28 protein-coding genes, 4 tRNA genes and 1 riboswitch are annotated in these 20,897 nt (G+C 65.7%); of the genes, 13 read left to right on the top strand and 19 right to left on the bottom strand.

Features of this window, described 5'->3' with window-relative positions:
* Positions 1–152: 152 nt before the first annotated feature.
* The 4 genes from ACTJJM_RS06635 to ACTJJM_RS06620 form a co-directional block, all read right to left on the bottom strand.
* Entirely contained in the window at positions 153–614 is a 462-nt protein-coding gene (locus ACTJJM_RS06635; protein WP_440865328.1) for a GNAT family N-acetyltransferase, read from the bottom strand.
* 106 nt (positions 615–720) lie between these two features.
* Complete coding sequence (locus ACTJJM_RS06630; protein ID WP_010486030.1) at positions 721–2,343, bottom strand: FMN-binding glutamate synthase family protein; 1,623 nt, start codon at positions 2,341–2,343, stop codon at positions 721–723.
* 55 nt (positions 2,344–2,398) lie between these two features.
* Positions 2,399–3,685 carry a nucleotide sugar dehydrogenase gene (locus ACTJJM_RS06625; protein WP_053442792.1) on the bottom strand — a complete coding sequence of 429 codons (1,287 nt, stop codon included), beginning with the start codon at positions 3,683–3,685 and terminating at the stop codon, positions 2,399–2,401.
* 142 nt (positions 3,686–3,827) lie between these two features.
* Positions 3,828–4,262, bottom strand: coding sequence for a BLUF domain-containing protein (locus ACTJJM_RS06620; protein ID WP_010486035.1), 435 nt, complete (start codon positions 4,260–4,262; stop codon positions 3,828–3,830).
* A 131-nt stretch (positions 4,263–4,393) separates the two neighbouring features.
* Between ACTJJM_RS06620 and ACTJJM_RS06615 the strand changes: the two genes are divergently transcribed.
* Positions 4,394–4,480 (top strand) — tRNA-Leu (locus tag ACTJJM_RS06615).
* Between the two features lie 23 nt (positions 4,481–4,503).
* Here ACTJJM_RS06615 and hemN read toward each other — a convergent pair.
* Both hemN and ACTJJM_RS06605 read right to left on the bottom strand, forming a co-directional pair.
* Positions 4,504–5,913 carry an oxygen-independent coproporphyrinogen III oxidase gene (hemN, locus tag ACTJJM_RS06610; RefSeq protein WP_053443805.1) on the bottom strand — a complete coding sequence of 470 codons (1,410 nt, stop codon included), beginning with the start codon at positions 5,911–5,913 and terminating at the stop codon, positions 4,504–4,506.
* A gap of 44 nt (positions 5,914–5,957) precedes the next feature.
* Positions 5,958–6,398 (bottom strand): group III truncated hemoglobin, encoded by a 441-nt coding sequence (locus ACTJJM_RS06605; protein WP_126560716.1) that lies wholly within the window; start codon positions 6,396–6,398, stop codon positions 5,958–5,960.
* A gap of 179 nt (positions 6,399–6,577) precedes the next feature.
* On the opposite strand from ACTJJM_RS06605, the gene ACTJJM_RS06600 reads away from it, so the two are divergent.
* Together ACTJJM_RS06600 and ACTJJM_RS06595 are read left to right on the top strand one after the other, a co-directional pair.
* Entirely contained in the window at positions 6,578–6,865 is a 288-nt protein-coding gene (locus ACTJJM_RS06600) for a hypothetical protein (protein WP_049436583.1), read from the top strand.
* Positions 6,862–7,911, top strand: a complete 1,050-nt coding sequence (locus ACTJJM_RS06595; protein ID WP_125438107.1) for a 4Fe-4S dicluster domain-containing protein — start codon at positions 6,862–6,864, stop codon at positions 7,909–7,911. The genes ACTJJM_RS06600 and ACTJJM_RS06595 overlap by 4 nt, the downstream gene beginning before the upstream one ends.
* Before the next feature lies 1 nt (position 7,912).
* Here ACTJJM_RS06595 and ACTJJM_RS06590 read toward each other — a convergent pair whose 3' ends face one another.
* Together ACTJJM_RS06590 and ACTJJM_RS06585 are read right to left on the bottom strand one after the other, a co-directional pair.
* Positions 7,913–8,149, bottom strand: a complete 237-nt coding sequence (locus tag ACTJJM_RS06590) for a hypothetical protein (RefSeq protein WP_019337197.1) — start codon at positions 8,147–8,149, stop codon at positions 7,913–7,915.
* Between the two features lie 353 nt (positions 8,150–8,502).
* Positions 8,503–8,712, bottom strand: coding sequence for a hypothetical protein (locus ACTJJM_RS06585; protein WP_010486042.1), 210 nt, complete (start codon positions 8,710–8,712; stop codon positions 8,503–8,505).
* Between the two features lie 111 nt (positions 8,713–8,823).
* Here ACTJJM_RS06585 and ACTJJM_RS06580 point away from each other — a divergent pair, with 111 nt between their 5' ends.
* Together ACTJJM_RS06580 and crcB are read left to right on the top strand one after the other, a co-directional pair.
* Positions 8,824–9,225: a transcriptional regulator gene (locus tag ACTJJM_RS06580; RefSeq protein WP_010486043.1), complete on the top strand. Its 402-nt coding sequence runs from the start codon at positions 8,824–8,826 to the stop codon at positions 9,223–9,225.
* A 22-nt stretch (positions 9,226–9,247) separates the two neighbouring features.
* Positions 9,248–9,311, top strand: a riboswitch (Fluoride riboswitch).
* Between the two features lie 82 nt (positions 9,312–9,393).
* Positions 9,394–9,786 carry a fluoride efflux transporter CrcB gene (gene crcB, locus ACTJJM_RS06575; protein WP_010486048.1) on the top strand — a complete coding sequence of 131 codons (393 nt, stop codon included), beginning with the start codon at positions 9,394–9,396 and terminating at the stop codon, positions 9,784–9,786.
* Positions 9,787–9,790: 4 nt separating this feature from the next.
* Here crcB and ACTJJM_RS06570 read toward each other — a convergent pair whose 3' ends face one another.
* The gene (locus ACTJJM_RS06570) at positions 9,791–10,624 is read right to left on the bottom strand and encodes an AraC family transcriptional regulator (RefSeq protein WP_010486049.1); all 834 of its coding nucleotides are present in this window, start codon (positions 10,622–10,624) and stop codon (positions 9,791–9,793) included.
* A gap of 134 nt (positions 10,625–10,758) precedes the next feature.
* On the opposite strand from ACTJJM_RS06570, the gene ACTJJM_RS06565 reads away from it, so the two are divergent.
* The gene (locus ACTJJM_RS06565; RefSeq protein ID WP_010486050.1) at positions 10,759–11,253 is read left to right on the top strand and encodes a DUF6265 family protein; all 495 of its coding nucleotides are present in this window, start codon (positions 10,759–10,761) and stop codon (positions 11,251–11,253) included.
* An 18-nt stretch (positions 11,254–11,271) separates the two neighbouring features.
* Here ACTJJM_RS06565 and ACTJJM_RS06560 read toward each other — a convergent pair whose 3' ends face one another.
* Entirely contained in the window at positions 11,272–11,778 is a 507-nt protein-coding gene (locus tag ACTJJM_RS06560; protein ID WP_010486051.1) for an AAA family ATPase, read from the bottom strand.
* A gap of 261 nt (positions 11,779–12,039) precedes the next feature.
* Here ACTJJM_RS06560 and ACTJJM_RS06555 point away from each other — a divergent pair, with 261 nt between their 5' ends.
* The 3 genes from ACTJJM_RS06555 to ACTJJM_RS06545 all read left to right on the top strand — a co-directional run bounded on the left by ACTJJM_RS06555 (position 12,040) and on the right by ACTJJM_RS06545 (position 14,287).
* On the top strand, positions 12,040–13,113 hold the full coding sequence (locus ACTJJM_RS06555; RefSeq protein ID WP_440865327.1) for an alpha/beta hydrolase family protein: 1,074 nt from the start codon (positions 12,040–12,042) through the stop codon (positions 13,111–13,113).
* Between the two features lie 90 nt (positions 13,114–13,203).
* A complete protein-coding gene (locus ACTJJM_RS06550; protein ID WP_043402170.1) occupies positions 13,204–13,404 on the top strand; it encodes a hypothetical protein in 201 nt (66 codons plus the stop codon).
* 118 nt (positions 13,405–13,522) lie between these two features.
* Positions 13,523–14,287 carry a thioesterase family protein gene (locus tag ACTJJM_RS06545; protein WP_440865326.1) on the top strand — a complete coding sequence of 255 codons (765 nt, stop codon included), beginning with the start codon at positions 13,523–13,525 and terminating at the stop codon, positions 14,285–14,287.
* 15 nt (positions 14,288–14,302) lie between these two features.
* Here the strand turns inward: ACTJJM_RS06545 and ACTJJM_RS06540 are convergent, their stop codons facing one another.
* Positions 14,303–14,572 (bottom strand): hypothetical protein, encoded by a 270-nt coding sequence (locus ACTJJM_RS06540; RefSeq protein ID WP_029380059.1) that lies wholly within the window; start codon positions 14,570–14,572, stop codon positions 14,303–14,305.
* A 123-nt stretch (positions 14,573–14,695) separates the two neighbouring features.
* Positions 14,696–15,400, bottom strand: coding sequence for an ArsR/SmtB family transcription factor (locus ACTJJM_RS06535; protein WP_010486056.1), 705 nt, complete (start codon positions 15,398–15,400; stop codon positions 14,696–14,698).
* Positions 15,401–15,505: 105 nt separating this feature from the next.
* On the opposite strand from ACTJJM_RS06535, the gene ACTJJM_RS06530 reads away from it, so the two are divergent.
* Positions 15,506–16,147: a flavin reductase family protein gene (locus ACTJJM_RS06530; RefSeq protein WP_126560714.1), complete on the top strand. Its 642-nt coding sequence runs from the start codon at positions 15,506–15,508 to the stop codon at positions 16,145–16,147.
* A 4-nt stretch (positions 16,148–16,151) separates the two neighbouring features.
* On the opposite strand, the gene ACTJJM_RS06525 is transcribed toward ACTJJM_RS06530, so the two are convergent.
* Both ACTJJM_RS06525 and ACTJJM_RS06520 read right to left on the bottom strand, forming a co-directional pair.
* On the bottom strand, positions 16,152–16,682 hold the full coding sequence (locus ACTJJM_RS06525) for a GNAT family N-acetyltransferase (RefSeq protein ID WP_341926626.1): 531 nt from the start codon (positions 16,680–16,682) through the stop codon (positions 16,152–16,154).
* Between the two features lie 57 nt (positions 16,683–16,739).
* Positions 16,740–17,237, bottom strand: coding sequence for a GNAT family N-acetyltransferase (locus ACTJJM_RS06520; RefSeq protein ID WP_126560712.1), 498 nt, complete (start codon positions 17,235–17,237; stop codon positions 16,740–16,742).
* A 111-nt stretch (positions 17,238–17,348) separates the two neighbouring features.
* On the opposite strand from ACTJJM_RS06520, the gene ACTJJM_RS06515 reads away from it, so the two are divergent.
* Positions 17,349–17,753, top strand: a complete 405-nt coding sequence (locus tag ACTJJM_RS06515) for an NUDIX domain-containing protein (RefSeq protein WP_126560711.1) — start codon at positions 17,349–17,351, stop codon at positions 17,751–17,753.
* Positions 17,754–17,825: 72 nt separating this feature from the next.
* Here the strand turns inward: ACTJJM_RS06515 and ACTJJM_RS06510 are convergent.
* The 3 genes from ACTJJM_RS06510 to ACTJJM_RS06500 all read right to left on the bottom strand — a co-directional run bounded on the left by ACTJJM_RS06510 (position 17,826) and on the right by ACTJJM_RS06500 (position 18,259).
* Positions 17,826–17,899: transfer RNA gene (locus tag ACTJJM_RS06510), tRNA-Cys, on the bottom strand.
* 66 nt (positions 17,900–17,965) lie between these two features.
* Positions 17,966–18,041, bottom strand: a tRNA-Gly gene (locus ACTJJM_RS06505).
* Positions 18,042–18,183: 142 nt separating this feature from the next.
* Positions 18,184–18,259, bottom strand: a tRNA-Gly gene (locus ACTJJM_RS06500).
* A gap of 144 nt (positions 18,260–18,403) precedes the next feature.
* Between ACTJJM_RS06500 and ACTJJM_RS06495 the strand changes: the two genes are divergently transcribed.
* Together ACTJJM_RS06495 and ACTJJM_RS06490 are read left to right on the top strand one after the other, a co-directional pair.
* The gene (locus ACTJJM_RS06495) at positions 18,404–18,805 is read left to right on the top strand and encodes a hypothetical protein (protein ID WP_071305448.1); all 402 of its coding nucleotides are present in this window, start codon (positions 18,404–18,406) and stop codon (positions 18,803–18,805) included.
* On the top strand, positions 18,798–19,226 hold the full coding sequence (locus ACTJJM_RS06490) for a hypothetical protein (RefSeq protein ID WP_010486062.1): 429 nt from the start codon (positions 18,798–18,800) through the stop codon (positions 19,224–19,226). Before ACTJJM_RS06495 ends, ACTJJM_RS06490 begins: the two co-directional genes overlap by 8 nt.
* Positions 19,227–19,248: 22 nt before the next feature.
* On the opposite strand, the gene ACTJJM_RS06485 is transcribed toward ACTJJM_RS06490, so the two are convergent.
* On the bottom strand, positions 19,249–20,169 hold the full coding sequence (locus tag ACTJJM_RS06485) for an HlyD family secretion protein (RefSeq protein ID WP_440865325.1): 921 nt from the start codon (positions 20,167–20,169) through the stop codon (positions 19,249–19,251).
* Positions 20,166–20,894 carry an ABC transporter ATP-binding protein gene (locus ACTJJM_RS06480; RefSeq protein WP_010486064.1) on the bottom strand — a complete coding sequence of 243 codons (729 nt, stop codon included), beginning with the start codon at positions 20,892–20,894 and terminating at the stop codon, positions 20,166–20,168. The genes ACTJJM_RS06485 and ACTJJM_RS06480 overlap by 4 nt, the downstream gene beginning before the upstream one ends.
* Between the last annotated feature and the right edge of the window lie 3 nt (positions 20,895–20,897).

Here is a 20,897-nt window from a genome sequence, read left to right as displayed (position 1 = left end):
GGGAGGCACCGACGGGTGGCTACCTGCTGACCGCGTGCTACGCCAGTGGCCTGCGTGCTGCGGAAGGCGTGATCGGGTGGTTGGCCGGGCGCTGAAACCGGCCTTGTAGCGTCGAGCCATGCTCGGCTCTACAGAACGCAGAAAACGAGCACTCACCACGGCCGGCGCATGCTCACCGAAGCCAGCGCCATGCCGCTGGGATGCGGGTAGGCCTCTTCGCGCACACTGATGAACCCCTGCCGCTGATAGAACGGCACGGCGTTGAGCGAGGCCGACAGCACCACCTCACGCTCAGGATCGGCCATCGCCAGCAGGCGCTGCATCAGCGCCTGGCCGATGCCCTTGCCGCCACGATCCGGATCGACGAACAACGCGTCGACTTCATTGGCATCGGCATCAAACACGCCGAAGCCGAGCAGACTGCCCTGCTCGTCCTCGGCCACCACGCAGCCACCCTGCGACAACAGCCGCGCGTACTGCGACGGTGGCGGCGAGGCAGACCAGGGCGCGATAACCTCGGGTGGGTAATGGCTGCTGCAGGTCTCGGGTACGCAACACGTGCGCAGCGCCCACAGCATGGCCACGTCATCCATGGTGCCGGTCCTGAACTGCATGACATCTCCTTGTAGAGCCGAGCCTATGCTCGGCTGCTTCTCGATCACGCATCGCGATGTTGGAACGAAGATCAGCCGAGCATGGGCTCGGCTCTACAACATCACGTTATCGCGACTTGCTGGCACGCAGTGCCTGGATCTTCGGCGGCGGCTGGAAGGAATCGCTGCGTGCATCGGCCCAGAACGCATGGAACACCGCATGGTCGGGCACCTTGTGCAGCAGCTCGCCCGGTTCCAGGTAACGGTACAGCGAGGCCAGCGAACGGATCTCCACCGGCGAAACACGACGTAGGATGTGCTCCGGCCCAAGTTCAGCCGGGTCGTTCAGGCCCGCGGCACACAGCAGTTCCTTCAAGGCATGCAGCGTGTGCTCGTGGTAGCTGTACACACGAGTGGCCTTGTCAGGTGCATCCAGATGCTTCCAGCGTGCGGGATCCTGGGTCGCGATGCCGGTCGGGCACTTGTCGGTATGGCAGCTCAGCGACTGGATGCAGCCCAGCGCGAACATGAAGCCTCGGCCGGCATTGCACCAGTCGGCTCCCAGCGCGATGGTCCGCGCGATGTCGAACGCACTGGTGATCTTGCCAGCCGCACCGATGCGGATGCGATCGCGCAGATCGAGGCCGACCAGGGTGTTGTGCACCAGCAGCAGCGCCTCGTGCATCGGCACGCCGACATGGTCGACAAATTCGGCCGGTGCCGCACCGGTGCCGCCCTCGGCGCCGTCGACCACAATGAAATCCGGCAGCAACCCGGTTTCCTGCATCGCCTTGGCAATGCCGAACCACTCCCACGGGTGGCCGATGGCCAGCTTGAAGCCGACCGGCTTGCCACCGGACAACTCGCGCAGGCGGGCGACGAACTGCAGCAGCTCGACCGGCGTCGAGAACGCCGAGTGACGCGACGGCGACACACAGTCCACCCCCATCGGCACGCCACGCGTCACCGAGATCTCGGCGGTCACCTTCGGCGCCGGCAGCACGCCACCGTGGCCCGGCTTGGCGCCCTGCGACAGCTTGATCTCGATCATCTTGACCTGGTCATGGGTGGCATTGGCAACGAAGCGCTCCTCGCTGAAACCGCCCTTCTCGTCACGGCAACCGAAGTAGCCCGAGCCGATCTCCCATACCAGGTCACCGCCCATCTCGCGGTGGTAGGGCGAGATCGAACCCTCGCCGGTGTCGTGATAGAAGCCGCCCTGGCGCGCGCCTTCGTTCAGCGCGCGGATGGCATTGGCCGACAGTGAACCGAAGCTCATCGCTGAGATGTTGAACACGCTGGCCGAATAGGGCTTGGCACACTTCGGGCCGATCAACACGCGGAAGTCATGCTTGGCGATGGCGGTCGGTGCCAGTGAATGATTGATCCACTCGTAGTCCACCGCATAGGTGCTGCGCAGGGTGCCGAACGGCACCGTGTCCATCTCGTTCTTGGCGCGCTGGTAGATCAGTGCCCGCTGCTGGCGCGAGAACGGCACGTCTTCCAGGTCGCTCTGCACGAAGTACTGGCGGATCTCCGGGCCGATCGATTCCAGCCCGTAGCGGAAGTGCGCCATCACCGGATAGTTGCGGCGCAGCGTGCTGCGCTTCTGCAGCAGATCCCAGGTCCCCAGCGCCACCATCGCGGCAGTCAGGCCGACGCCCCAATACCAGGCCGGCCAGATCGTGGCCAGCCACAGGCATATCGGAAACATCAGGATGGCGAGCAGGTAGACGATATACCGGTGCATGGCTTTCCTCGGTTGCAACTGCCCCCGAGTCTACCGCGCCGTTCACTGCCCGGGCTTACAAGCGATCGTCAACCACGTTGCGCGGCCAGGCCGATTTCACGTCGTAGACCAGGCCACCCGGCGCCAACAGCCCCCGGATTGCGGATTCATCCATCGCCTTGAAACGGGCGTGGGCCACCGCCAGCACCACTGCGTCATAGCGCCCTGCCCCGGGCTCGGCCAGCCAATCCAGGCCCTCGCCGGTCAATGCCGCCGGGCCGACCCACGGGTCGCTGACCTCTACCTGCGCGCCGGCATCGCGCAGCCGTTGCGCCAGTTCCAGCGCGCGGCTGTTGCGCAGGTCCGGGCAATCCTCCTTGAAGGTCACGCCCAGCACCAGGATGCGTGCGTCCGCCGGCACACGGCCACGCTCGGCCAGCATCGCCAGCACCCGCGCCGCCACATGCTCGCCGACGCGGTTGTTGACCTGCCGTGCGGTGTGGATCAGGTCCGGGTGGTAGCCCACGCTCTCGGACTTGTGCAGCAGGTAATACGGATCGACGCCGATGCAGTGACCGCCGACCAGCCCCGGCCGGAACGGCAGGAAATTCCACTTGCTGCCGGCGGCGTCGAGCACGTCCTGGGTATCGATGCCGAGCCGATCGAATATCAGGGCCAGCTCGTTGACCAGCGCAATGTTGACGTCGCGCTGGATGTTCTCGACCACCTTGGCCGCCTCAGCCACGCGCATCGAAGGTGCCGGGAACGTACCGGCGGCGATGATGCGCTGGTACAGACCATCAATCACCGCAGCGACTTCCGGTGTCGAGCCGGACGTGATCTTGCGGATGTCGGCCAGGCGCCGCTGGCGGTCGCCGGGACTGACCCGTTCCGGGCTGTAGCCGCAATAGAAGTCTTCGTTGAAGCGCAGGCCCGACCCCTGCTCCAGCAGCGGCACGCACACTTCCTCGGTGGTGCCGGGGTACACCGTGGACTCGTAGATCACCAGATCGCCGGCGCGAAGATGACTGGCAATCAGTCGTGTCGCCGAACGCAGGGGCTCCAGGTCGGGCTGCTCGTATGCATCGATCGGGGTCGGCACGGTGACGATGTAGACATTGCAGGCATCAAGCAATGCCGGATCACTGCCGAACTGCAGCAGATGCGCACTGGCCAGCTCGTCGGCTTCCATTTCCAGCGTGTGGTCCTGGCCGCTGCGCAGCTCGGCGATGCGACCGGCATCGATATCGAAGCCCAACGTCGGCCACTGCCGGCCAAACGCCACCGCCAAAGGCAGGCCGACATAACCCAGGCCGATCACCGCAAACCGGGGGGCGCTGGCCGCCGCAACCGGCGCACTCATCGGCACATCCCGTGCAACGGATGCGATCGCACATACGCTGCCATGGCTTCGGCCAACACACTCATCTGCTGCACCACTCCGGAAAACCTGCGCCAGAAAGGCTACAGCCTACCGGCCCCGGCGCCCTGCCGCCAAGGCGCGCTCAGGACCCCAACGCCACCGCGGCCGGTTCCAGTTCACCGTCGGCGCCGGTCCAGGCCTGCAGCAGGCGCTCGAATCCACCACTGCCAAGCAGGAAGCCGGGCCACGCGGCATCGACAATCTGCGCCAGCAGCTCCGGCTCGATCCGCCGCGTGCCCATCGACCAGCGCGGAAATGCGCGCTGCACCACGGGTGCACGGCACAGCACTTTCAGCTGCACGTGGCTGCGCGCGTTGAGAATGCGCTGGAACACCGAATCGATGCCGTCCTCCGGGCCCTCGAGATACTGCAGGAAGCGTGCTCCGTCGAACATCAGGACACCGGTGACACCGGCTACACGATTGAATGCCGTGGCGTCGGCCAGCAGGCGGTCAAGATCGGTTGTCTGCAGATCGGCGCGGGCCTCACTGGCATAGGCAATCGCGTGCAGCGACATCAGGTGGCTCCCCCCCTGGGAACGATGGCAGGGACTATGACATGAATGCGATCGACAGTTAAGCACGCCGCCGCCGTGATGCAATCCGGTCGCGGCACCGCAGGTGGGCTACAATCGGCGCCGCGCTGCAGGCCCGGATGGCGAAACTGGTAGACGCATCGGACTTAAAATCCGCCGGGGGCAACCCCATGCCGGTTCGATTCCGGCTCCGGGCACCACACGAGCGCAGCACACGCTACCTTCAGATCGCCCGCGAGTAACGCGGTTGCTCGTGCGCGGCACGCAGGTACGGGTCGAAGCACATCGCCAGCAACCGCAGCAATGGCCGCCCAGGTTCGCTGGCACGCACCACGCCATCGTGGTATTCGGCCAGGCCGTCTTCCTGCAGCCGCTGTACCGAACGCAGGTCCTCGGCGAAGTACTGCTCGAAATCCACGCCGTGACGCTGCCCCAGCAGCACGCCATCCACCTCGCCCTGGCACATCAGCTGCTGGATCAGTTCCGCACGCAGCTGGTCGTCGGCACTCAACGCCACGCCGCGCCAGACCGGCAGCTGGCCCTGGTCCACCGCATCCTCCCACGACGGCAGATCGCGCGGATTCTGGCTGTAGGTGGCACCGATGTGGCTGATCGCACTCACGCCCAGGCCAAGCAGATCAGTATCGGCGTGGGTGGTATAGCCCATGAAGTTGCGATGCAGCTGGCCGGCACGCTGCGCGCGTGACAGATCCTCCTCCGGCAGTGCGAAATGATCCATGCCGATGTACTGGTAGCCGGCCGCAGAGAGCTTCTCCACCGCCAGGCCCAGCAGCGCCAGCTTGTCTTCCGGCGAAGGCAAGCGGCTTTCGTCGATCTGCTTCTGCGCGCGGAACAGATGCGGCAGATGCGCGTAGCCATACACCGCCAGGCGATCCGGGCGCAGCGCCAGCACCCGTTCGAGGGTGCGGCCGAATCCTTCCAGGCTCTGCCCCGGCAGGCCATAGATCAGGTCGACGTTGACCGAACGCATGCCGCTGTCGCGGCAGGCGCGCAGGATGTCCAGCGTCTGCTGCACACCCTGTATGCGGTTGATCGATTCCTGCACCTGCGGGTCGAAATCCTGCACGCCCAGGCTGGCCCGGTTGAAGCCCAGCCGCGCCAGCATGGCGACGTCGCGGGTGTCGATGAAGCGCGGATCGAGTTCGATCGAGAAATCGCGCTGCGGCGAATCACTGAAATCGAAGCGCCGGCGCAACCCTTCCACCAGCGTGGTCATCGCCTCGGCATCGAGGAAGTTCGGCGTACCACCGCCCAGGTGCAGCTGGATCACCTCGCGGCCGTCATCGAACTGCGGCGCCAACAGGTCGGCCTCGGCCAGCACGCGCGAGACGTAACTGTGGCCACGACCGCGATCGCGGGTGATCACCCGGTTGCAGCCGCAGTAGAAGCAGGGGCTGGAACAGAACGGCACATGCACATACAGCGACAGCGCGCGGGCCAGCTGGTTGCTGTCGGAGATCGCCTGGCGCAGCGCCGGCGCGTCGAAGCCATCATGGAAATGCGGCGCGGTCGGATACGAGGTGTAGCGCGGGCCCGGCCGGTCGTGCCGGCGCAGAAGGTCGGGGTCGAAGGTCCAGGCCAAGCCACCGGCGGCGGGAGAGAACGTGTCCATGCCGCCAGCATCGCGCCGGGCGGCCTGCGCCGCCTTGACCCAGATCAATCCTTGCCGGGGATCCCCAGCACCGGCAGGCCCACCTGCGGCCAGCGCAGCATCTGGTAGCGCTTCCAGAAGGTGTCACCGATGCGCGCGGCCACGTCGTTGGCCAGTTCCTGCATCGGCGGGTTGTTGCATTCGGCAGTGGTGATCCGGAACAGCACCAGCCAGCGGTCGAACAGGTCCTTGTCCAGCTCGATGGCCATGTGCTTGGACATCGGCGAGCCCTTGAAGCGGCGGGTACCGCGCAGCATCGCCGACCAGAAGTCGACCAGCTGCGCCAGATGCACAGGCCAATCGTGGACGTGCGCCTCGAACACCGGTCCCAGCCGTTCTTCCTCACGCACGCGGGCATAGAAATCGTGAACCAGGCGGGTCACTTCCTGCTCGGTGCACAACCCGGGCGAGGCGACGGGGAGGACAGGCGGCGGTGTTGCGTTCATCGGGGTACCCAAAGCGTGCCGGCAGTGTGCCGCACCCAGGCGGCAGCGCCGTTGATCCAGATCAATGTCGGCGCAGTCCGCTGCACCTAGGCTGGCACGCTTGCAGGAAGCATGCCCTGCGGATGCCGCGCCAGCCTTGGCGAAGTATACGCGCCGCCCACTTTTCGATCCGGGACAGCATGAACAGACCTTCTCCCAACCGCCGCCAGCGGCTGATCCAGCAGTGGGGCGCCATCCTCTGGCCCAGCTTCATCGCCGCCGGCGTTGCCAGCGTGGTGTTCTTCGCCTTCGTCGATCCGTTGCGCCTGCAGGCCATCAGTTTCCCGGGCACGGCCATCAGTCGCGAACTGGGCTATACGGCGGGATTCTTCATGTTCTGGACGGTAACGTCGCTGTCCAGCGCGGTCACCTGGTACCTGCAGCGGCCCATGCCGAGCGATGACGACGACGAGCTGCCGCTGGGATGAGCACGTCCTGCACCCGTATTCCTCGCCCCTGGCACTGGCGCGGCACGCTCAGCGCCGCCTTGCTGGCGCTGTTCTACGCACTGCCGTGGCTGCGCTGGGAGGGTCGCCAGGCGCTGTTGCTGGACATCAACGCGCGGCGATTCGACCTGTTTGGCTGGACGTTGTGGCCCAGCGACGCCGGCGTGCTGATCGGACTACTGGCGGTGCTGGCGGTGGGGCTTGCGCTGCTTACCCACCTCGCCGGGCGCATCTGGTGCGGCCATGCCTGCCCGCAGACCCTGTGGCGGCGCGCCTTCGACGGGATCGCCCGCAGCGCGGCCCGCATGCTGCCTGCACCTGCTGTACGCCCGGCCACCCAGCTGGCCTGGGGACTGCTATCCGTGTGGACCGGCGTTACCTTCGTCGGCCTGTTCAGCCCCATCGCCGAACTGGTGACCGCTGCGCCCCACGCCGGCTGGAGCCGCTGGGAAACCTTCTGGGTGCTGTTCTATGCAGCCGCGACCTGGGGCAATGCCGGTTTCCTGCGCGAGCAGGTCTGCCGCTCGCTGTGCCCGTTCGCACGCATGCAGCCGCTGCTGACCGATCCGCACACACCGCGCATGCTGTACGACGCCCGTCGCGGTGAGCCGCGCGGGCCACGTCCGTCCGGGCTTGGCGGAGTACTGGGCCGTGGCCGCGGCCTGCTCGACCCGACCACTGCGCAGGACTACGTATTCCGCGCCGCGCATCCGCTGCTGGCCGGACCGATGCCGACCTTCAGCGCCGACCGCCTCGGTGACTGCATCGACTGCGCTGCTTGTGTCAGCGCCTGCCCGATGCAGCTGGACATCCGCCAGGGGCCGCAGGCCGATTGCCTGGCCTGCGGCGCCTGCCTGGAGGCCTGCGCACAACAACAGCACCGGGCCGGTTTCGGTCCGGGGCTGGTGCGCTACTGCAGTCCGCAGGCGATGGCTGGACAATCGAAGCGCCTGTGGCGACCCCGGACCCTGGCCCTGCTGTCCTTGTTGCTGGCGCTGCTTGCCTGCGGCGCCTGGCGCCTGCTCTGAATCAACGCGACCCGTTGGCGTGCGGCGGCACAAGCTGCGCACGCCGGACGATGCCCAGCTGTTCGATGATCAGCGCCATTTCGTTGGTGACTTCGGTACGCTCGGTCCCCTGCGGGACCAGACGGTCCAGCACCTGCTGGTAGGTATCCCAGAACGCCGGACCGCATCCGTGTTTGTGGTAACTGGCTTCCAGTTCGCGGCGTACCCGTTCAGCCAAGCCATGCATGCCGTATTCCATACGACCTCCGTTGGACTTGTTCTGCATTGTTGACGGTCTACCGACTCACTTGCGTGCTACTGAAAGACTCCCAGGCTTCACGCTTGGTTGACTCCAATTAGTCATAGATTTCACGACAGGTCAATTACATGCAGCGACTTTCGTGATTGAAATTATTAATCGTTCACGAAACTACATACGGAGACCCGGGCCCCCCAGATGGGGTGAAGCCGACAGTAAGCGGGACCCAGGGACCGACACCTCCAGTAGATGGCGCCGATTGTGATTCTCAGATCGATCGATCTTACCTATTTTGCTAAGCATACTTAGCAAAAGGCGCTTAGCGTGCTAGATGCGACAAAAGGCGGCGCAAGTCAGATGGATTCGCCCGCCGACGCTTCTGTCGTGGGGAACAGGTTCGGATAGCGCTGATGCAGGATGTATTGCCGCAGGGCCGGAATCGGGAAGTCCCTCGGCCATTGCGACACTGCGGAACGGCTTATGCCAAAGAAGCGTGCCAGTTCGGCGTCGGTGCGGAATCCCAGCCGGGTGCGCACCTGCCGCTTGCTCCAGAATTCGGTCACGGTCGGTCCTTCTGTTAACCAGACTGATTCTTGCGACAAGGCTTCTTCGCAATCCACGCGTTAAGCTGGCTTGCATAGATGAATACTCTCGGCCAACGACTCGCGGCAGCCATGAAGAAAGCCGGGCACCCACGCCCGGCCGATCTGGCACGCGCCGCCAAATCAACGACAGCAACCATCAGCAACTGGCTCAACGACCACGTGAGCGCCTCGCACGTGAAAGCCGAACAGCTGTTCCGCATCGCAGATGCGGCCAAGCTGGACGCCCGCGAACTGCTGTACGGGGTCAGCGGGCTCGGCGTCGGTGAGCCCGGCAGTGCCTACATCCCCAGCCAGGCCCATCTGGATGTCTGGCAGGACGCCTACGAGCTGGTCAGCCATCTGGTGGCCGAGAACGGGCTGGAGATCGACCACCGCCGCCATGCGGCGCTGGATCTGCTCGCGTTCGAACTGCTGATGGATGGCTTCAGCCGCAGCAAGGTGGCTCGCGTTCTGACGACCTCGATGACGTGAATGCACCGCCGCTGGTAGCATGGACCGCGATGGGGATGGGGCTCCCCCGATAACCGCCTGAGAAGGCTGATGGCTCCTGCCAGGACGAACCCGGTGTTCGTCGACGGCAGGTCGTGCCTGCCCTCGGCGTTCGCCATTGACCCTGCGAACCCGCATTCGAGGCACGCCATGCAAGCATTGAACAATTATTTCCTGGTCTTCGTCGGCGGCGGCATCGGCGCCTGCCTGCGCCACGCCTGCAACCTGATCGGCGCGCGGGTGGCGGTCGGCAGTCCCTGGCCCTGGTCGACCTTCCTGATCAACATCAGCGGTGCGCTGCTGATGGGCGTGGTGGTCGAGGCCTTTGCCATGCGCAATGGCGCCTCGCCGCAGCTGCGCCTGCTGCTGGCCACCGGCATCCTCGGCGGCTACACCACGTTTTCCACCTACGCGCTGGAGATCGGCCTGCTGCTGCAGCGTGGCCAGCATGGGCTGGCGGCACTGTATGCCGGTGGCTCGGTGGCGCTGGGCCTGGCCGGTCTGTTTGGTGGCATGAAGCTGGCCCGGCTGGCGCTGGGCTGACCGATCAGGCCGCGCTGGCCCGCGCCTGCCCGCGCCATTCCCGTGGCGACTGCCCGGTATGCGCCTTGAACGCGCGCGACAACGCCGCTTCGCTGCCATAGCCCACTTCGTCGGCGATCCGCTTCAGCGGCCGCCCCTGCCGCAGCGCCTGTTGCGCGAGCCCAACCCGCCACCCCTGCAGGTACTGGCCTGGCGTGGTGCCCATCGCCTCGCGAAAGCTGGCGGCGAACACGCTGCGTGACATGCCGGCGACCTCGGCCAGGTCTTCCAGGGTCCAGGACTGTGCGGGCGCTTCATGCATCGCCACCAATGCCAGCCGCAGCCGCGGATGACCCAGCCCGGCGAACAGGCCGCCGCGCATCTCGCCACCTTCCATCAGCTGGCGCAGCACCTGGATCATCACCACCTCGAACAGCCGGTTGACCATCGCTGCCCGCCCGCAGCGCTGCTCGAACGCCTCTTCGAACAGCAGTTCCAGCGCCGCATTGCCTCCATACAGGTCGGCCAGCGGCAAGCAGATGAAATCGGGCAGCGCAGCACTGATCGGATTGAGCCGTCCGCCCTCGAAATGCAGGTTGGCGCAGGCCATGTCGGCGCCCTGCTGCGGGTCGGTACTGAAGCGATGTGGCATCGGCCGCGGATACAGCAGCAGGCTCGGCACTTCGACCTGCACGGTCTGCTGCCCGTGACTGACCTGCAGCGGCCCGCGCCGCACCAGGTGCAACTGACCCGCCTCATCCTCACCCTCCAGCGTGTTGATGCCGCACAGCGCGCCGGCATGGAACACCGAAGCCGTGACCGCGAAGCGTTCAAGAAGGATGGCGAGGCGGTCGACCATGGCGGGACTCCGGGTCAATCAAAAATGGCTCAATGCGACAGATCGTATCGGAATCAGCACTGGAAGGGACGGCACTGGCCGCGTGATCCCCCGGGCGCTATACAGGCCGCACATTCCCGCGCATGGAGGCACCGATGTCTCTCCGCATCGCCTTGGCCCTGTTGCCGCTGCTGCTCGCGGCCCCGCACGCACTGTCCGCCTCACCCTCGAAGATCGAACACCTGGCCTGGCTGGCCGGTTGCTGGCAGCTTGATGGCCAGCCGGCCGGTGCCGGCGAGCAGTGGTCCATCCTGGCTGGAAACACCCTGTTCGGCAGCAGCCGCACCCTGCGGGATGGCCGCACGGTGGGCTTCGAGTTCATGCAGCTGCGCCAGCACGATGATGGACGCCTGGTGCTGACCGCCCTGCCCTCTGGCCAGAACGCCACAGACTTCAACGCCACCCGGGTCGATGGCAATGAAGCCGTGTTCGAGAATCCCGCCAACGACTTCCCGCAGCGTATCCACTATCGGCGCCTCGACGACCAGCGCGCGCATGCGCGCATCGAGATCGCGCAGGACAATCCGAAGCAGGCAATGGACTTCCCGATGCATCGCGTCGCATGCGGTGGACCGGTGCCCGCGACCTGACCGGCACCGCGCCCAGTCCTACGCCGTATGGCGGATCACCACGAAGCCCTCTTCCGCGGCCGGTGCCACGAAGTGGCGGGTGATCTGTGCGAACTCCTCGTCGCTGGCCTGGAACGGATGCTCGCCGAGTGCATTGCGCGCGCGCAGCCGCGCCTTGCAGACGTCGTCGGCAACATCGAGGAAATGCAGTTGATGTGCAGCGCCAGCCGGCGAGAACACTTCACGTGCCCACGCGCGGCTGGCTGGCGTATTGAATGGAAAATCGAGCACCACCGAAACACCCGCCTGCAGCAATGCGCGCAGATGATCGGCCAGCACAGTGCGCAACGTGGCTGCGCGCTGCAGATAGTCGGCAATGGAATGGATTTCGCCCGGGTACAGCGCCGCCAGCCATGCGTCTTCGCTGATCAATACGTGGCGCGGCGCCAATGCCAACTGCTGAGACAGGGTGGATTTGCCGGCACCGATCTTGCCGCACACCAGGTGCAGGGTCGGCGCAGGGTCGTTCGATGAAAAGTCGTGCATCTGCGTTCTCCTGGGTGGATTCATCTACCCGGGAGAGCGCTGCGTGCAGCCCGCCTTCCCGGGCGGGCTGCATGGCCGTGACGACCGCGCGCTACCCCGCCTTCCCGTGAGGAATGCGGATAATCGACGCGGTGCTGTGCAGGGCCATGCCGCCAGCGTAGAGCGCCGCCTGTTCGGCCCGCAACCCCCTGCGGCAGTGCAGCGCGCGCAACGTTTCGTTGGCATCTATGCTCGGCGCCATTCCCGCATGGAATGACCCCGATGCGTCCCTTGCTTCGATGCACTGTTGCCCTCTGCCTGCTGCCCTGGATGACATCGCTGGCTGCACCGCCGACGGCGGCACGCATGCTCAGCGGCGAACTGCAGGGCGCGCCCTGGCGGTTGGATGTACCGGCAGACTGGAACGGCGACCTGGTGATGCTGGCCCACGGCTATGAGCCCGTGGGCGTGCCGCGCACCACGCCGATGGCCGCCAACGACAGCACGGCAGCGCTGCTGGGCGCCGGTTACGCCGTCGCGCAGAGCGCATACTCCAGCCAGGGCTGGGCAGTGACCGATGCGATTACCGATACGGAACGCCTGCGCCAGCAGGTAGTGGCTGAACTCAAGCATGTGCGCCACACCTGGATGCTGGGATTCTCGATGGGCGGTGCCGTGACCATTGGCAGCCTCGAGCGCTTCCCGCAGCACTATACCGGTGGCGTGTCGCTGTGCGGTGCCAATCTCAGTGGCGAACAGATCGCGGCCGACCTGCTGACCACGCTGGTCGCGTTCGATTATTTCTTCCCCAAGGCGAAGGGGCTGCCGGGCACCCGGTTGGCATCGCGCGAAGCCGCCGCGCTGCCACAGGGCGAGTTGTACCAGGGCATCGCCAATGCACTGCAGCACGATCCATTGCACGCCGCGTTGCTGGCGCAGCGGCTGCAGGTCTCCGCTGATGCACTGGCCGGCACGATCAGCCTGCATGCGCTGGTCCTGCATGAACTGGCCACGCGCAGCGGCGGCATGCCGGTCGGCAACCTTGGTGTGGTGTACAGCGGATTCGGTGACGACGCCGCGTTCAATGCCGGCGTGCAGCGCATCGATCCCGTGCCTGCGGCGCAGGCGCATGTCCGCAATGCGCTCGCATTGACCGGCGCGGTGAAGCGACCGCTGGCGATCCAGTTCAACCACAACGACCCCACCATCGTGCCGCACATGCAGGCGGTGTATCCGCAGATGGCCGCACGGGCTGGCGCGCGACCATTGCCGCGCGTGCTGCCGCCAGTGGGCGAAGGGCATTGTGGCTTTTCGGAAGCACAGGTGGTCGACGCCTTGAAGGCGGTACAGCACTGAGACCACCGCGTGCCGCAGCGCATCAGGACCGTCCAGCAAGTGCTGCTATGGTGGCCCGGCCCATTGACGGGCACACAAAGGACTGACGTGATGATCAAGACGACCTTGAAGACCGTGATGCTCCTTGGCATGGCCGTGACCGGCCTGGCCTTCGCCGCAGACTCCTGCGAGTTCTGCACCCTGAGGTACGAACAATGCCTGCGTGCAACCCATGGGCCATTGGGAAAGACCTCCGAGCAGTGTCTGGCCGAGTACAAGCTGTGCCGTGAAATGGACTGCCCGTCGCCCTGACCGGTGTCCGGCCGGCTCCTTCGGGGGCCGGCTCAGCCCGCCATGCTGCCAAACGCTTACGATGCAGGGATCGGTGCAATGCCTGCCGCCTCCGCTCACTGCTGAAACAACGCATACGATGGCCTTCTTCGAACGACTGAGCGATACCCGCTACCTGCCGACCGAACACGCTGGCGGCGCCTGGAACATCCGCGAACAACACATCGCACCTGCGATCGGGCTGCTGGCGCACCACCTGGAACGCGACGCCGCAGCGCGCGGGCACGGTTTCCTGATCGCCCGCCTGTCCTACGACATCCTCGGCACCATTCCGATCGAAGCGATGGAGGCCGACGTACAGGTGCTGCGCGCTGGTCGCACCATCGAACTGGTCGAAGCTACGCTGCGTCATGACGATCGCCCGGCGCTGCGCGTGCGTGCATGGTTGATGCGCCCGAACGATACGCAGGCCATCGCCGGCACGCCGATCGCTGCCATTGCACCGCCGGAATCAATGCCCGCATGGGATCCAGGTACGGCCTGGCCAGGCGGATTCATCAAGAGCGTGGAGATCCGCCGGCACGATCAGGGGCCAGGCCGTGCCACCTACTGGGCGCGCGCGAAGCATGCGCTGCTGGACGGCGAGCCGGTCAGTCCACTGGCCCGTGCCGCCACCCTGTTCGATCTGTCCAATGGCATGGCCGTGCGCGCCGATCCGAAGGAGGTCGCCTTCCCCAACCTCGATCTGACCGCGCACCTGTTCGGCATGCCCGAAGGCGAGTGGCTGGGCATCGACACGTCGGTGTCGTTTGGCCACCAGGGTCTCGGCTTGACCAGCACCGTGCTGCACGATGCACGCGGTCCGATCGGCATGCTCGGCCAGGCACTGACCGTGCGCCCGTGATCCCAACGGGCGGCGTCAGCCGCCCAGCGTGCCCATGGTGAAGGTGTAGCCGGAGCTCATCAGGAATTCGCGCATGCGCATCTCCGCGCGCCGCGGTGAGGCGAGGTTGGCCGGTGCATACAGCGCGTAAACCACGCCCGCGCCTTCGATGGACTCGCGGCGCACCCCGCAGTGGCGGGTCTCCGAAGCAATCACCCATCCATCCTTCAGTCGATCCGGTCCAATCGACTGGCCGTTCATCAGCCGGAACGTCAGCCAACGTACTTCCACAGAAGATTTGCTCATTGCCGGCGTACCGCCAGCGTGCCGCGATCGTTCATGTCCTTGCTCGCCATTGCAGCTCCCTAAGACTTGGAACTCGACCATAGCGCCTTGCCATGTCGTGGGCGAATGAGACTGGCAGGGCACTTATGTCGCCAGGCCGAACCGCTTCCACAGTGCTTCGCGCCCCGGCTGCGTCAGCCGCAGTTCGCGTCGGCCCTCAATCCGCCGAAGCCAATCGTTCTTCACGAAGCTGTCCAGCATCGCCTCGCCGACCAGCCCGGCCAGATGCGGGCGCCGCTCGGTGCAATCCAGGCATCCTCGGCAATAGCGTGCAGGCTTGACCGTCACGGGAAGCCGCAACAGTTCAGTCAGCGGCTGGCCGAGCTCCCGCAGGAACGCTGCACCCTCCACACTCACCTGCCAATGCCCCTCGTGCGGGACCAGGTGTCCTGCCCCCAGCAAGCGGTCGGTGATCGCCACTGCGTGCACGCCAGCCAGATGCCGATAGCAGCTCCGCGCCTGACGCAACGCCGGCATACTGCGTGATGCGGAAACCGTGCAGGACGGCGTGCGGTCGGCAACGCGCAGGATGCCCTCCAGCATGTCGGCAACCTCGTGCGAGGCCAGCCGGTGGTAGCGGTGTCGCCCCTGCGCGACGGCGACCAGCAGATCGCCCTCAATCAGCCTGCGCAGATGCGTGCTCGCCGTCTGCGGTGTCACTCCGGCCACACGAGCCAGCTCCGTCGCGGTATACGCACGCCCATCCATCAGCTGCAGCAGCATGGCCGCGCGCGCCTGGTCACCGACCAGGGCACCGACGCTGACAAGGGAACCGGAGGTGTGGACCATGCCCGCATTGTGGCACGCCGTTGCGCGCCGACAGTTCGATGCAGGCCGAAGCATCGGCACCCGCTGCCACGGCACAGTGGACACCCCGATAGCGCAAGGCCTGCCGTGAAAGCCGCTCCGATCCCCCGCCGCCGCATCACCCCTTCGGTCCTGTATCCCGGCACACCGGTGCTGCTGATGACCACGCTGAACGACGATGGCAGCAGCAACATCAGTCCGTTGTCTTCGTTCTGGGCCTTGGGCAACCGGGTGGTGCTGGGCCTCGGCGTGCAGGGCCAAGGCTATCGCAACCTGCAGTTGCGCAACGAGTGCGTACTGAACTTCCCCTCATCCGCACAGGCCGCACAGGTCGAGGCCATCGCGCGGGCGACAGGCTGCGATCCGGTGCCCACTGCCAAACAGGCGATGGGCTACGTGCACGTGCGCGACAAGTTCGCGCTGGGTGGATTCAGTGCAGTCGCCTCCACCCACGTCGCGCCAGAGGCGATTGCCGAGTGCCCGCTGCAGGTGGAAGTCAGCGTGATGGCGATGCACCCGCCCGGCGAGGATGACGGCCAGGGCTTCGTGATCGTTGAGGGACGGATCCGTTGCGTGCATGCGCACGAAGCGATCACCGTGGCGGGCACCCAGCACATCGACGTTGCGCACTGGAAACCGCTGATCTACCTGTTCCGCCACTACCTGGGCGTAAGCGAACCGGTCGGCCGCAACTTCCGCGCTGAGACGCCCGCGGGGGCTTCTGTCTAGCTCTCTAGACCGTTTCGCCCTGCAGATCGAGCAAGGCCGTGGTCCAGCGGCGCTCTCCCAGCGCGGCCACCATGCCGCCTCGATAGACGAAACGGCGCGCGTGACCGTCTTCGATGAAGCAGGTCTCGTTCTGCATTGGCACATAGCCCGCAGAGGCGTAGTGCCGATGATCCAGGGCGAACAGCACGGCGAAATCGATACCGCGTTGGCGCAACTCGGCGTGCGCAGCTTCGATCAAGCGTGACGCGATGCCCTTCCTGCGAACGTCAACGCGCACCACCACGCCGCCGCTCAAGCCTATGCGTTCCGGCTCGCCGTCCAGCAATACGTTGCGTTCGTACAGTGCGAGGTGGCCGACCACCTGATCACCTTCCATCGCCAGGACCAGAGCGACCGGCCCCGGGATGGCATAGCCGTCGCCCTGCATGTCCGGGAACGCCTCGCGGAGCAGATCCTCCGCTTGGTGACGGTGATCCGGCGCCACGCGCTCCCTGCTGGATACCTGAACGTGCATTGCCCTGTCTTCCTGGAACATGTGTCCAGCCTCATCGTGCCACGGAAACATGACCGTGCCCGCGGCAACATTTCACCGTCAGTGCAGCGAGATCCAGTACGAGACGATATCCGCGTAGCTGCCCGCGCGTTTGACTGCCCGCGGCTCTGTGCCAATTACGCTGAAGCCCAGCGATTCATACAGCGCGCGCGCGGCAGTATTGTCCGCCAGCACAGTGAGGGAGAGCGATTCAATGCCTTCCGCGCGCGCAGCCGCGAACGCTGCAAGAAGAAGCTGGCGGGCGACACCCTGGCCACGATGGTCGGTGCCCACATGGACACTGTGCACTTCTGCCGTATGCCGTCGCGCCATCCGCACCGGGCGTACATAACGCAGGAAGCCCGCAAGCATGCCGTCGATGAAAGCGCCGAAGTAGCGCGTGCCGGGATCAGCAAGCTGGGCGCGCATCACCTCCGCCGAGTCATTCTGCGCCTCGGCCAGCGTGGACAGGAACGCCGCAGGCGACTCGCAAAGCGCCTGCAACCGCGCTTGCCAGAGAATCTCGGCGTCGTCAGCGCTGAGTTGCCGGATAAGCATGCGACACCCTCGTGAAGCTGTTGATGCACAGGTGCCCAGCGTAGCGCGGGTCCACTGATGCGGCGTAAATGCAAGAATGTGGAACGTCCTTTTTCATTCTCCTTCTCCGCCATGACTGAACTGCAGATTCCCCGCGTTGGATGCGGCGCCGTTGTCCGTGATGCCGACGGCCGCATCCTGCTGATCCAGCGCGGACGCGATCCGGAGCGCGGGCATTGGGGCCTGCCCGGCGGCAAAGTCGACTGGATGGAAACGGTGGAGGCCGCCGTGGTTCGCGAAATCCGCGAGGAAACGGCGCTGGAAGTGACGCTGCTGCGCCTGCTGTGCGTGGCCGATCATTTCGAGCCTGCGCTCGCGCAGCACTGGGTCGCGCCGATCTTCGAGGCTCGGGCAGCTGCGGGTGCCGAGGCCTCCATCCAGGAGCCGGGGGTTCAGACCGGGCTGGGCTGGTTCGCGCTGGATGCCCTGCCCCAGCCGCTCACGCAGGCCGCGGTGCAGGCGTTGGCCCGGCTGTAGCGGGTATCGATCCGGGCGCGTGCTGGTATCCAGGCAAACAAAAAGCCCTGACCGAGGTCAGGGCTTTTCAATTGGAGGCCTCAAGCGGAATCGAACCGCTGTAAACGGATTTGCAATCCGGTGCATAGCCACTCTGCCATGAGGCCAACGTACTGCGCGCCAGGAACAGAGCCCTGACAAGACAAAACCCCAAGATGGGGCCTGTCGGAACATGGAGCGGGAAACGAGACTCGAACTCGCGACCTCAACCTTGGCAAGGTTGCGCTCTACCAACTGAGCTATTCCCGCGTAAGCCGACATGGTACCGGAAATCCGGAAAACACACCAGCGATTTCACCTTTCTGACTGCGCGTAAAGCCTTGTGGCTCAACGTGCCCCGCCTTGCCGTGGCGAGAGAAAAACAAGGCCCCTACCGGGGCCCTGTAGAATCTGGAGCGGGAAACGAGACTCGAACTCGCGACCTCAACCTTGGCAAGGTTGCGCTCTACCAACTGAGCTATTCCCGCAGATTCCGTTCGACCTGCGTCGAAGGAGCGCTATTGTGTCCAAATTCCTTCACGCCGTCAACAGTCTTCACTCCATGCGGTCACAGGCGTCCGCACTGAGGTACGCTGCCCCGCCCAGCCCCTTGCGCCCAGCCCCTTGCGCCCATGCTCCTTCGCGGCTCGCCCCTGTTGATCGCCCTGCTGCTGCATCTGCTGGTGGCCCTGCTGTACTGGGCACTGATACCACTGGGAATGAACGGGTATCGCGACCATTTCGGCTTCACTTCCCATCGGGACATCGGCCTGGGCATCGCCCAGTTTTATCTGTTCTGGATGTTCATTGGCGCGCAGCCGCTGATCGCAGTGCTGCGGCCGCTCTTCGCCAAGCTGCTGGTGCTGGCCATTCCCTTGGCATTCGCAACCTGGACACTGATGCACAACCACCCGCTGCGTCTGCTGTACTTCACGGTCGGGCCCGGCCTGCTGGCACTGGCCGCGATCGCCATATCCGTGCGCCATGCATCACGTAGCCACTTGCCCACCACCACGGACACCGCCGATGCCTAGACGCTACGTCCGCCTGTTCTGGCTGCTGGTCGCGCTGACTTGGCTGGCGCTGATCGCCGCGCTGGTCAATGCCGGCTTCACCCCGGACTACTGGCTGCTGCATCACCTGGAAGGCGCCGAGCTGCCCTATCCGACCAGCACCGTCATCGTGTTCGCGTTGCTGGGTACGGTTGAACTGGTGGTGGCCGCCTTGATCGTGCGGCCGTGGCGACTGAAACGACTGTGGCTGCGCCTGTTGATCGCCTTCGTTCTGCTGCTGGCGTGGTCGGTACCGTGGATGCTGTCGGCCATGCACCAGCCGCCGGTGCATGGCATGCACCTGCTGTGGTTGCTGCTGCTGGACGTGGGCCTGCTACTGGCACTGTGCGCGGTGTCGGCGGTGAGCGCGTGGCGGGCACTCAGGCATCGAAAGGGCCCATAGACAGCCCCACCCAACGCCAGGCCTACTTCAGGAACTCCACCCGCACGTGCTGGCCGAAGCGCGCCTTGGCTTGCCCGTCGAACTCCAGCACGCACTCCACCACCTTGGCCACGCCACGCCCTGCGTCTTCAGGCAGGCGCGCCTGCGCGAACACCGGGCTGATGCGCACCACGCGTGCCGGCGGCAGCGTGCCGGTGTTCTCGGCGCCATCGCTGTCCGGCACGACGGTAGCCTTCATGCCCACCTGCACGGCATCGGCATAGGCGGCGCTCAGTTCGGCACGCACCTGCAGCGGACGCGCCGGCAACAGCGAGATCGCCGGCTTGCCGGCCTGCACGAATGCGCCAAGGCCCGGTACCTGGCCGACCACGGTGCCGGCTTCCGGTGCACTCAACGACATCTGCTGCAGTTTCAGTCTGGCGTGTTCCAGCTTGTGTTGGGCCATGTCGACCTGCGCACCGGCCACGTCGACGTCGGCGCGCACACCGGCCAACTGCTGCTTGGCCGCATCGGCCTGCTGGTTCGAGGACACACCTTCGCTGGCGCCCGTGGACAGGCGGGTGGCGTTGCGCTCCAGTTCGCGCAGCTGCGCTTGGCTGCCTTTCAGGCGGTCATTGGCCAACGCCAGATCGGCGGTGGCCATTGCCACTTCCTGCTGCAGCAGGGCGCCATCCAGCGACAGCAGCAGCTGCCCCTTCTTCACCACGGCGCCTTCCTTCACCGGCGCAGCGGTGATCGAGCCATCCACCGGCGGCGCCAGTGCGATCAGCCCGCCTTCGACGTCGATGATGCCGCGCGCTACGGCGACCTTGCTGGCGACGGCAGTGTCCGCCTTGCCTGAGGGTGCAGATGCCGGGGTGGGCGCCTCCCTGGAGCAGGCACCGAGCAGCAATGCCGCGGACAGGGCCAGGCTGAGGGGAAGCAGGTGCGACATCTTGGTCATGGGGCGGACTCTACAGTTTGATTCTGGCGGCGGTCACCACGGACCATGCCGTCTTCCATGGCGATCACCCGATCGGCATGCCGGATCAGGCGCGGATCGTGGCTCACGCACAGCACGGTGGCGCCATGCGCACGTGCATAGCGATGCAGGATGTCGATCACGCGCTGGCCGTTCTCGGCGTCCAGCGCGCTGGTGGGTTCGTCGGCGAAGATCAGCGTCGGCGACTTGGCGAAGGCGCGGGCAACGGCTACACGCTGCTTCTCACCGCCGGACAACTGCGCCGGTCGCATGTGGCTGCGATGGCTGAGGCCCACTTCTTCCAGCGCCTTGCGGGCCAGCGGCTCGCTTTCGCGATTGCTCATCCCGCGGTAGCCCAGCGGCAGCTGCACCTGCTCCAGCGCAGTCAGTGCCGGGAACAGATTGAAGCCCTGGAACACGAAGCCGACATGATGCAGGCGGAAGCGCTCCACTTCGCTGCGGCTCATGTGGCCCACATCGTGGCCGAGTGCGTGCACGCGACCGCCATCGGGCGATGACAGGCCGGACAGCAGCGACAGCAGCGTGCTCTTGCCGCAACCCGACGGGCCCGATACCAGGGTCAGCTCGCCGGGGTAGATGTCCAGCGACAGCCCGCGCAACACCGGCACCTGCACGTCGCCGGACATGAAGCCCTTTTCAAGTGCATCGGCCTGCAGGGTCGGGGCGACGGCGCGCAAGGAAGTCATTGG

It is taken from the genome of Stenotrophomonas sp. 22692 (genome assembly GCF_052045015.1).
GTDB lineage: Bacteria > Pseudomonadota > Gammaproteobacteria > Xanthomonadales > Xanthomonadaceae > Stenotrophomonas > Stenotrophomonas geniculata.
The sequence above is the reverse complement of the archived record's forward strand: the minus strand, read 5'-3'. Positions and strand labels throughout refer to the sequence as shown.

Bases quoted from the DNA above. Each gene is read 5' to 3' on its own strand.
- ACTJJM_RS06600 (WP_049436583.1), top strand. From the start codon at position 6,578: ATGAACAGACCTTCTCCCAACCGCCGCCAGCGGCTGATCCAGCAGTGG.
- ACTJJM_RS06570 (WP_010486049.1), bottom strand. From the start codon at position 10,624: ATGGTCGACCGCCTCGCCATCCTTCTTGAACGCTTCGCGGTCACGGCT.
- ACTJJM_RS06480 (WP_010486064.1), bottom strand. From the start codon at position 20,894: ATGACTTCCTTGCGCGCCGTCGCCCCGACCCTGCAGGCCGATGCACTT.
- ACTJJM_RS06565 (WP_010486050.1), top strand. From the start codon at position 10,759: ATGTCTCTCCGCATCGCCTTGGCCCTGTTGCCGCTGCTGCTCGCGGCC.
- ACTJJM_RS06485 (WP_440865325.1), bottom strand. From the start codon at position 20,169: ATGACCAAGATGTCGCACCTGCTTCCCCTCAGCCTGGCCCTGTCCGCG.
- ACTJJM_RS06535 (WP_010486056.1), bottom strand. From the start codon at position 15,400: ATGGTCCACACCTCCGGTTCCCTTGTCAGCGTCGGTGCCCTGGTCGGT.
- ACTJJM_RS06580 (WP_010486043.1), top strand. From the start codon at position 8,824: ATGAAGAAAGCCGGGCACCCACGCCCGGCCGATCTGGCACGCGCCGCC.
- ACTJJM_RS06540 (WP_029380059.1), bottom strand. From the start codon at position 14,572: ATGAGCAAATCTTCTGTGGAAGTACGTTGGCTGACGTTCCGGCTGATG.
- ACTJJM_RS06625 (WP_053442792.1), bottom strand. From the start codon at position 3,685: ATGAGTGCGCCGGTTGCGGCGGCCAGCGCCCCCCGGTTTGCGGTGATC.
- ACTJJM_RS06595 (WP_125438107.1), top strand. From the start codon at position 6,862: ATGAGCACGTCCTGCACCCGTATTCCTCGCCCCTGGCACTGGCGCGGC.
- ACTJJM_RS06555 (WP_440865327.1), top strand. From the start codon at position 12,040: ATGCGTCCCTTGCTTCGATGCACTGTTGCCCTCTGCCTGCTGCCCTGG.
- ACTJJM_RS06560 (WP_010486051.1), bottom strand. From the start codon at position 11,778: ATGCACGACTTTTCATCGAACGACCCTGCGCCGACCCTGCACCTGGTG.
- ACTJJM_RS06525 (WP_341926626.1), bottom strand. From the start codon at position 16,682: ATGTTCCAGGAAGACAGGGCAATGCACGTTCAGGTATCCAGCAGGGAG.
- ACTJJM_RS06520 (WP_126560712.1), bottom strand. From the start codon at position 17,237: ATGCTTATCCGGCAACTCAGCGCTGACGACGCCGAGATTCTCTGGCAA.
- ACTJJM_RS06550 (WP_043402170.1), top strand. From the start codon at position 13,204: ATGATCAAGACGACCTTGAAGACCGTGATGCTCCTTGGCATGGCCGTG.
- ACTJJM_RS06590 (WP_019337197.1), bottom strand. From the start codon at position 8,149: ATGGAATACGGCATGCATGGCTTGGCTGAACGGGTACGCCGCGAACTG.
- ACTJJM_RS06490 (WP_010486062.1), top strand. From the start codon at position 18,798: ATGCCTAGACGCTACGTCCGCCTGTTCTGGCTGCTGGTCGCGCTGACT.
- hemN (WP_053443805.1), bottom strand. From the start codon at position 5,913: ATGGACACGTTCTCTCCCGCCGCCGGTGGCTTGGCCTGGACCTTCGAC.
- ACTJJM_RS06635 (WP_440865328.1), bottom strand. From the start codon at position 614: ATGCAGTTCAGGACCGGCACCATGGATGACGTGGCCATGCTGTGGGCG.
- ACTJJM_RS06630 (WP_010486030.1), bottom strand. From the start codon at position 2,343: ATGCACCGGTATATCGTCTACCTGCTCGCCATCCTGATGTTTCCGATA.
- crcB (WP_010486048.1), top strand. From the start codon at position 9,394: ATGCAAGCATTGAACAATTATTTCCTGGTCTTCGTCGGCGGCGGCATC.
- ACTJJM_RS06515 (WP_126560711.1), top strand. From the start codon at position 17,349: ATGACTGAACTGCAGATTCCCCGCGTTGGATGCGGCGCCGTTGTCCGT.
- ACTJJM_RS06545 (WP_440865326.1), top strand. From the start codon at position 13,523: ATGGCCTTCTTCGAACGACTGAGCGATACCCGCTACCTGCCGACCGAA.
- ACTJJM_RS06605 (WP_126560716.1), bottom strand. From the start codon at position 6,398: ATGAACGCAACACCGCCGCCTGTCCTCCCCGTCGCCTCGCCCGGGTTG.
- ACTJJM_RS06620 (WP_010486035.1), bottom strand. From the start codon at position 4,262: ATGTCGCTGCACGCGATTGCCTATGCCAGTGAGGCCCGCGCCGATCTG.
- ACTJJM_RS06495 (WP_071305448.1), top strand. From the start codon at position 18,404: ATGCTCCTTCGCGGCTCGCCCCTGTTGATCGCCCTGCTGCTGCATCTG.